The sequence below is a fragment of the Peribacillus sp. SIMBA_075 genome (assembly GCF_046534585.1).
In genome coordinates this window covers 1-237 of record NZ_JAWRYN010001573.1, presented here as the reverse complement: position 1 = coordinate 237, position 237 = coordinate 1, and the positions used below count along the sequence as shown (strand labels likewise).

Sequence of the window (237 nt, the reverse complement as noted above, 5' to 3'; positions counted from 1 at the left end):
AATGACAATCCTCAATAAATCGCTATCTTTCAACATACTATTTCACCAAATGTAATTTTCATATTCGGAGCATATACTAAAGAAGAATGTAGATGAAATGCCTTAAAAAATCGGAGTTCAGCTTCATATTGAGCTAGCGCATCATCATATGTTAATCCTCTAGCCATTAAACGTTCTATAAAATGCTGTTTATCACCCGGATCCCCTGCAATCCCCTCTTCTTTTAATGAATGATAC

At 34.6% G+C, this 237-nt stretch carries 1 pseudogene; it reads right to left on the bottom strand.

What is annotated here, in order from left to right:
• Nucleotides 1–29: 29 nt before the first annotated feature.
• A pseudogene (locus SB775_RS33715) lies at nt 30–237 on the bottom strand (class I SAM-dependent methyltransferase); the annotation flags it as partial.